Source organism: Novosphingobium sp., from assembly GCF_019748365.1.
GTDB lineage: Bacteria > Pseudomonadota > Alphaproteobacteria > Sphingomonadales > Sphingomonadaceae > Novosphingobium.
In genome coordinates this window covers 1-6,590 of record NZ_JAIEPN010000023.1, presented here as the reverse complement: position 1 = coordinate 6,590, position 6,590 = coordinate 1, and the positions used below count along the sequence as shown (strand labels likewise).

The following is a 6,590-nucleotide window of genomic DNA, read 5'->3' as shown; positions in this document are numbered from 1 at the left end:
CATGGGGCTTTTTATTCAACCCAACTGGCCCCTTTTTAAACCGGTGCCTGGCCCGTTTTTATCCCGGTGTTGACATCACGTCCTACCACAAGTTCAACCGCTTCAACCGCGATGACCTCGACGCGTCCGATGCCAACATGTTCGGCCAGAACAACTACATCGAAGACAGCAAGACCTTCAGCCAGGAGCTGGTCGGCCACTACAAGACCGACAAGCTCGATCTGCTGTTCGGCGCGATGTACTTCCACGAGAAGCTCTTCGGCGAAGTGCGCGTGCCGCTGACCAACCTCGCCGTCCTGCTCAAGCTTATCGGGCAGGCTCCGGCAGAGACGCCGGATAACGCGTTCGACAGCCTCAACTACCTGCAGAGCGGCACTGTCACGATCGACGCGCTCGGCTTCTATGCGCAAGGCACCTACGCGCTCACCGACAAGTTCAAGATCACCGCGGGCGGCCGCTTCAGCCATGAAAAGCGCAAGGGCGTCGGCACGTTCGATTTCCTCGGCAGCGTCAACACCGACAAGGCGAGGAGCTGGAACGCCTTCACCCCCACTGTCACGCTCAACTATCAGGCGAACGATGCCACGCTGGTCTACGCCTCGGTCACGCGCGGCTTCAAATCGGGCGTGATCAACGTCGGCTCGCGCAACGATGTGATCAACCCCGAATATGTGTGGAGCTACGAGGTCGGCCTCAAGACCGCGACCGCAGACCGCAAGCTGCAGGCCAATCTCGCCGCGTTCTACATGGACTACACCGATCTGCAGGTCGGTTTCGTCGATGCGACCAGCGTCGTCACCACCGTCAACGCCGCCTCCGCCCGCAACTACGGCATCGAGGCGGAACTGCGCGCCAAGCCGCTGCCGGGCCTCACGCTCGAACTGTTCGGCACCTACCTCAACGCCAAGTACCGCAATTTCGTGACCGGCGATTACCGCCAGGGCTTCAAGCAGGTCAGCGTGGCGGGCAACCGCCTGCAGAACGCGCCGGAATTCTCGTTCCGCGCCGGCGCAGACTACGACATCCCCATCGGTTCGGCCGGCAAGCTCAACGCCCGCGCCGAAGTGAACTGGCAGGACCGCGTGTTCTTCACCGAGTTCAACAACGCCGACGCGACGCAGGCGCCCTATGCCCTGATCAATGCCGGCCTGCGCTTCACTCCGGCGAACGACAAGTTCTATGTCGATGTCTGGGGCCGCAACCTCGCCAACAAGCTGGTGATCACCAACAACATCATCACCGCCCCGCTGTTCAGCAGCGTCCGCGTCGGCTCGGTCGCCCCGCCGCGTACCTATGGCGTGACGTTCGGGGTGAATTTCTGATTGGCTGAAACACACCCCTAACCCCGCTCATGCTGAGCTTGTCGAAGCATCTGGCGCTGGTCTCAGTGCCAGCACCCTTCGACAGGCTCAGGGTGAGCGGAGTGGGATTGCTAACCAACCAGCGTCCAAATAAGCAATGGGCATGATAGCTGCCCATCGAGTGTGCCTAGCAATTCTCGGCGTTACGCTGGCGGCATGCTCGACGAGTTCGCCCGCACCGATCAGCGAAGCAGCAAGCTGCATTCGCTCCAGCGTGCTGCCATATCGCAGCCTTTCAATCCCAGAGGCTCGCACGGCCATTGATCGTTGCCAGAAATCACTCGCGGCATGGTCTCGAACTTCAATCGAGAAGTCGTTTGGCAAGACTTTCGACGCTTCAGATCCGAGGATGGCCGATGCCTTCCGCAAGCATCAGGCTGCGCTCTATCGCCGCTGGATGAAAGAACTCTCCGCCGACTACGCGACAGCTCATTCCGGTTACGAGTGAACAGGTGATCGGTGCTGAACTCAGCGTATCAGACCATCAGGAAACCGGTGACTTTCTTCGCAACCCTACCCCCTAAAGCCGTTCCTTCTTCAGCCGCATCCCCGCCTTCTCGCGGTCCCACGTGTCGGGCGTGATCCCTGCCGCGCGCAGTTCGGCCTTCATCACCTTGGCCGTCGGCGTCTTGGGCAGTTCGGGCATGATCCGGATATAGCGTGGCACCATGAAGTAAGGCATCCGCGCCGCGAGGAATTCCGAGAGCGCCACCGGGTCGATGGTCGCGCCGGGTACCGGGGCGATCACCGCCATGACCTCGTCTTCGGAATACTCGCTCGGCACGCCGATCACGGCCGCCTCGCGCACATCGGGGTGCGCTGTCACGTCGCTCTCCACCTCGAACGAGGAAATGTTTTCCCCGCGCCGGCGGATCGCGTCCTTCACTCGGTCAACGAAGTAGAAATACCCTTCCGCATCGCAGCGGAACGCGTCGCCCGTATGGAACCAGCCATTGCGCCAGGCCTTGGCAGTCGCTTCCGGGTTCTTGTGATAGCCGCTGTTCATCGCCCAGGGCCGGTCAGTTCGCACGATCATCTCGCCCACCGTGCCGATGGGGACTTCGCAATCGTTCGCGTCCACCAGCCGCACATCGACCCCGGGGCGGACCTTGCCGCAGGTGCCCAGCTTTACCGGATTGGGCTCGGAAACGACGGGCGAGGAAATCTCGGTCATGTTGAAGATGGTGTAGACGTCGATCCCGAAGCGTTCGTGGAACTCGCCCGCCGCTTCGGTCAGCGGCACCATGAACGCCTTGGTCACGCCGTGATCGCGGTCTTCCGGCCCCGGCGGGCGCTTGATCAGGAAGGTTGCCATCACGCCCAGCAGGAACACCACGGTGCAACCGGTGCGCTTCACAAAGTGCCAGAACGTGTCGGTGGAGAAGTTCTCCATCAGCGCGATTGAACCGCCGCGCGCCAGCATCACAAAGGGAATGCCGAGGCCGCCGATATGGAAGATCGGCATGTTGACGAGATAGCGGTCCGCGCCGGTCACAAAGTGCCAGCTTTCCGGCCCGGCATTGGTGTAGAGGTGGAGGTAGGACGAGAGCACGCCCTTCGAAGGCCCGGTGGTGCCCGAAGTATAGATGATAGACTGGGTGTCCCACGGTTCGATGGGGCGGTCCAGCGGCGCAAGATCGGCTTCCTCGCCGGTCACATCCTCAAAGATATGGACGGCAAAGCGCGCGGGCGCGGTGCCCTCGCCCAGCTGGACGATGGTCGTCACGGCAGCGGTATCCGCGCCTTCCAGGCGGTCGAGCAAGCCGCCATGGGCAACCAGCACGGTGGCATCGGAATTGGCCAGTACATGCTCCAAGATCGAGCCGCGATAGGCGGTGTTGAACGGCACGAAGACGCCGCCGAGGTAATTTATCGCGTAGAACGTGATCAGCGCTTCGCGCCCGTTGGGCAGCCACACGGCGACATGATCGCCGCGCTTCACGCCAAGCTTCTGGAAGCCCGCCGCCTTGGCAACGACCAGCGCGCGCAAATCGGCATAAGTCCACTGCCCGCCATCCTCGAACACGGCATAGACCGCATCCGGCTGCGAGGCGGCGAAATCATCAAGCAGATAGCGCAGCACGCAGGTACGGCGACCGAGTACGCGCGGATCGCTGTGACCCTTTCCGTCAGGCATGCGGGGCTCCTGCCGGCTGGACCATCTTCTGCACCATGGTGATCGCGTCCATGACGACTTCGGTGGCCGACCAGCGCCCGCCCTCGTGGTACCACAGCGCGATCCAGCTCAAGAGGCCCGAGACCCAGATCGCCGTGCGCGAGGGGTGCTGCACATCGAATTCGCCCGTCCGCTTGCCCTTTTCCAGCAGCGCGGCCAGCTTGGTGTCGAAGGCATGACGCAGTTCGCGGATGCGGCGCGCGTCCTCGGGCAGGAGGCTCTTTTCCTCGCGTAGATAGACCGTCACATAGCGCTGGTTCTCGATGATGATCCGCGCCACGCGCTCGACCACGATCTTGAGCTGCTCGCTGGCCGTGCCTTCCACGCTGAGCGCCTCTTCCAGTGCGGTCAGCGAAAGCTGGATGCCCGTCTGGCAGATCTCGTAGAGCAGCTCGCCCTTGTTTTTGTAGTACGAGTAGATGAACGGCTTCGTCACATTGAGCTGCTCGGCCACTGAATCCAGCGTCGTCGCCTCATAGCCGTTGAGGAAGAAGAAATGGCTCGCTTCCTCCAGAATGCGCCGCCGCTTGTAGGCGGTGATTTCATCCTTGAGCTGCGAGGCGGCGCGCTTCTTCTTCGGCTTGTCCATGAGGTCCGCGATGTCGGTGGCGAGAGCAAGGGTGTGCATCAGCCCATCGCGGTCCGCAAGATTTCCATCACGTCCGCCGCCGTCTTGATCGGACGGGGATTGGTGCGGCCCCAGATATCCTCCAGCGTGTATTCGGAAACGAGCTGAAGCTGGTTCTCGCTGACGCCGACTTCCTTGAGGCTACGCGGCATGCCGAGCCCGCGGATCAGCTTGTCGAGCAGTTCCGAAGCCGACTTCGAGGGATCGCCGAGGCACGCGCTGATGCGCTTCTGCCGCTCGCCATTCACGCTCGCGTTGAACGCTTGCACATACGGCGACATGACGCAGGAAGTATGGCCATGGGGCACGTCGCAAGTGCCGCCGAGCACGTGGCCGATGGCATGGCTGGCGCCCATCGGCACGCCGCCGATAATCGGGATCATCGATTGCCACGCGCCGATCTGGCACTTCAGCCGGGCATCGAGGTCGGCCGGGTCCGCCTTCACCGCCGGGAGCCCCGCCGCCAGCAGCCGCAGCGCGCTGTCGGCAATGCCGTCGCAGAAGTCGTTGGAGAGGAACGAGGCGAGCGTCTCGGTCGCGTGATCGACCGCGCGCACACCGGTCGAGAGCCACAGCCATTCGGGCGTGTGCACCGTGATCGCGGGATCGAGCACGACGCAGACCGGCACCATCTCGCGCTGGGTATAGGCCTGCTTGAGCTTGATCGCCTCGTCCGTCGCGCCGGAGAGCGGATTGAACTCGCCGCCCGAAAGCGTCGTCGGCACGCAGATCGCGCGCACGTCCGGCCCGGCGAACTCGGGGATCACCATCGCGCCGGTATCGTCCACCCGCACGCGGTAATCGTCGAAGCCTTCCACGGTGGTGATGTTGTGCTTGAGGCAGATCAGCAGGATCTTGCCCGCATCGGTGACGGACCCACCGCCGACGGTGACGACCAGATCCGCCCCCGCCGCGCGCGCAGCATTGGCCGCCGCCAGCACATCGCTGCGCGGCGCGTGCGGCTGGATGCCGTCATGCGTCGCCGCGTGCCGGTCGCCCAGCGCAGACTCGATGCGGCGGATTTCGTCCGTCTGGCAGTTGAGGTAGCTGCTGGCGAGAATGAACACGCGCTTCGCCCCGCGCGCTGCCGCTTCCTGCGCCACCGCTTCAGCCGCCGGAACGCCGAGCGTGACGCGCTCGGTTGCCGTGAGCATGACCTGTGAGGCTGTAACCATCGCCGCTCTCCCATAATTGCTTTGTTTATACTCTAGGGTAGCAATTATGGAATATGGGTCAACTGGCGATCAGATCCAACCGATCACGAATTTGCAGGCAGGCGCACCTTGCGCGCAGCAATGCTCATGCCGCACCAGCACGTGGGGGCTGACCAGTTCGCGGAACAGCCGCGTGAACACCCCGCGATGCCAGGGGCAGCCCGGCATGGCGATGGGATTGGCCGCGATGGAAATGACTACCACGCCCCGCTCCAGCCGCGCCGAAAAGTCGCCCGATCCGGCAAAAGTCCAGGCATGGGCCTTGATCGAGCGCAGCAGCAACAGCGCGGACCATGCGGCTGGCAGGCGCCGCAGCAACCACTGCGCACCCTTGGGAATGCGGTGCGCCAGCAGATATTCGGCGGTGCGCTCCCCCGCCTCCCATGAGAGCTCGTCCCAGTCGCGGGGTTGGCGGGCCTGCACTACCAGATGCAGCGCCGCCGCTTCACGCTCGTCGGTCATCCGCTCCGGATCGCGCGCGAGATAGTGCGCCAGCCCCGCCGCCCGAAGCGCCGCCGCTCGTTCCTCCAGCCCGAGCCGGTCCGCCAGCACATCAGCGAGCTGGATGATCGCGTTCGGCCCGACCTTTCCAGCCAGCACGCTCATATATGCGCCCCGCTCCGCCCCGGCGCATCCTCGCGCGTGGGCGCCATATCAAACGCATCGGCTTCCTCGTCGGTCAGCTGCTCCGTCCCGCCGCCACAGGCCTTGATCACGCCCGCCGCCTCGTGGACCACCGCTTCGCGCGCCGCCGCCTTGCGGCTGGTCTCCGCCGCCGCCTTCCAGTCACCCGTCTCGGCGCGGTGGTTGGTGCGCGTCCGGTCGAACTTGAAATCGACGCCCTTCTTCGATTGCGGCCCCCAGTAGTTCACGCGGCCCAGATCATAGAACGTGCGCTGGAATCCGGCTTTGAGGAACGCCTTGAGGCACCCCAGCAGGTACTTCCGCCGGTATCCCGTCCCCTGCCACGGATAGGAAAACAGCGCCTTCCTCATGTAGAACCGGCGATAGTTGTTCATCACCCGGTCGAGCAGTTCGGCCCGGTCCATCGCGGCAGGTTTGATGATCGGCGTGACGAAATTGTACTTGTCGAAATCGTGGATCTCGACCTTGTCGCCCAGTTCCTCGAACAGGTTGGAGAACGGCCAGGGCGTGTACATCGACCAGTTGGCGAGGTCCGGCTTCCAGTCCATCGCCATGCGGTAGGTCTC

6 protein-coding genes and 1 pseudogene are annotated in these 6,590 nt (G+C 63.5%); 2 read left to right on the top strand and 5 right to left on the bottom strand.

Annotation, left to right across the window (positions count from 1 at the left end; genetic code table 11):
• Together K5Q19_RS03285 and K5Q19_RS03280 are read left to right on the top strand one after the other, a co-directional pair.
• Positions 1-1,322: TonB-dependent receptor (locus tag K5Q19_RS03285; protein WP_292941132.1), on the top strand; the 1,322-nt coding region annotated here is incomplete at its 5' end.
• 142 nt (positions 1,323-1,464) lie between these two features.
• Positions 1,465-1,809 (top strand): hypothetical protein, encoded by a 345-nt coding sequence (locus K5Q19_RS03280; protein ID WP_292941130.1) that lies wholly within the window; start codon positions 1,465-1,467, stop codon positions 1,807-1,809.
• A gap of 72 nt (positions 1,810-1,881) precedes the next feature.
• Here the strand turns inward: K5Q19_RS03280 and K5Q19_RS03275 are convergent, their stop codons facing one another.
• From K5Q19_RS03275 to K5Q19_RS03255, 5 genes and pseudogenes are all read right to left on the bottom strand, one after another.
• Complete coding sequence (locus K5Q19_RS03275) at positions 1,882-3,498, bottom strand: AMP-binding protein (RefSeq protein WP_292941128.1); 1,617 nt, start codon at positions 3,496-3,498, stop codon at positions 1,882-1,884.
• Positions 3,491-4,165 carry a TetR/AcrR family transcriptional regulator gene (locus K5Q19_RS03270; protein WP_292941126.1) on the bottom strand — a complete coding sequence of 225 codons (675 nt, stop codon included), beginning with the start codon at positions 4,163-4,165 and terminating at the stop codon, positions 3,491-3,493. The genes K5Q19_RS03275 and K5Q19_RS03270 overlap by 8 nt, the downstream gene beginning before the upstream one ends.
• The gene (locus tag K5Q19_RS03265) at positions 4,165-5,340 is read right to left on the bottom strand and encodes an iron-containing alcohol dehydrogenase (RefSeq protein ID WP_292941124.1); all 1,176 of its coding nucleotides are present in this window, start codon (positions 5,338-5,340) and stop codon (positions 4,165-4,167) included. Before K5Q19_RS03265 ends, K5Q19_RS03270 begins: the two co-directional genes overlap by 1 nt.
• A gap of 69 nt (positions 5,341-5,409) precedes the next feature.
• Positions 5,410-5,985 (bottom strand): bacteriochlorophyll 4-vinyl reductase, encoded by a 576-nt coding sequence (gene bchJ / locus K5Q19_RS03260; RefSeq protein WP_292941122.1) that lies wholly within the window; start codon positions 5,983-5,985, stop codon positions 5,410-5,412.
• Positions 5,982-6,590 (bottom strand): annotated as a pseudogene (locus tag K5Q19_RS03255) (hypothetical protein); the annotation flags it as partial. The gene bchJ and the pseudogene K5Q19_RS03255, both read right to left, overlap by 4 nt.

Bases quoted from the DNA above. Each gene is read 5' to 3' on its own strand.
- K5Q19_RS03280 (WP_292941130.1), top strand. From the start codon at position 1,465: ATGATAGCTGCCCATCGAGTGTGCCTAGCAATTCTCGGCGTTACGCTG.
- K5Q19_RS03275 (WP_292941128.1), bottom strand. From the start codon at position 3,498: ATGCCTGACGGAAAGGGTCACAGCGATCCGCGCGTACTCGGTCGCCGT.
- K5Q19_RS03270 (WP_292941126.1), bottom strand. From the start codon at position 4,165: ATGCACACCCTTGCTCTCGCCACCGACATCGCGGACCTCATGGACAAG.
- K5Q19_RS03265 (WP_292941124.1), bottom strand. From the start codon at position 5,340: ATGGTTACAGCCTCACAGGTCATGCTCACGGCAACCGAGCGCGTCACG.
- bchJ (WP_292941122.1), bottom strand. From the start codon at position 5,985: ATGAGCGTGCTGGCTGGAAAGGTCGGGCCGAACGCGATCATCCAGCTC.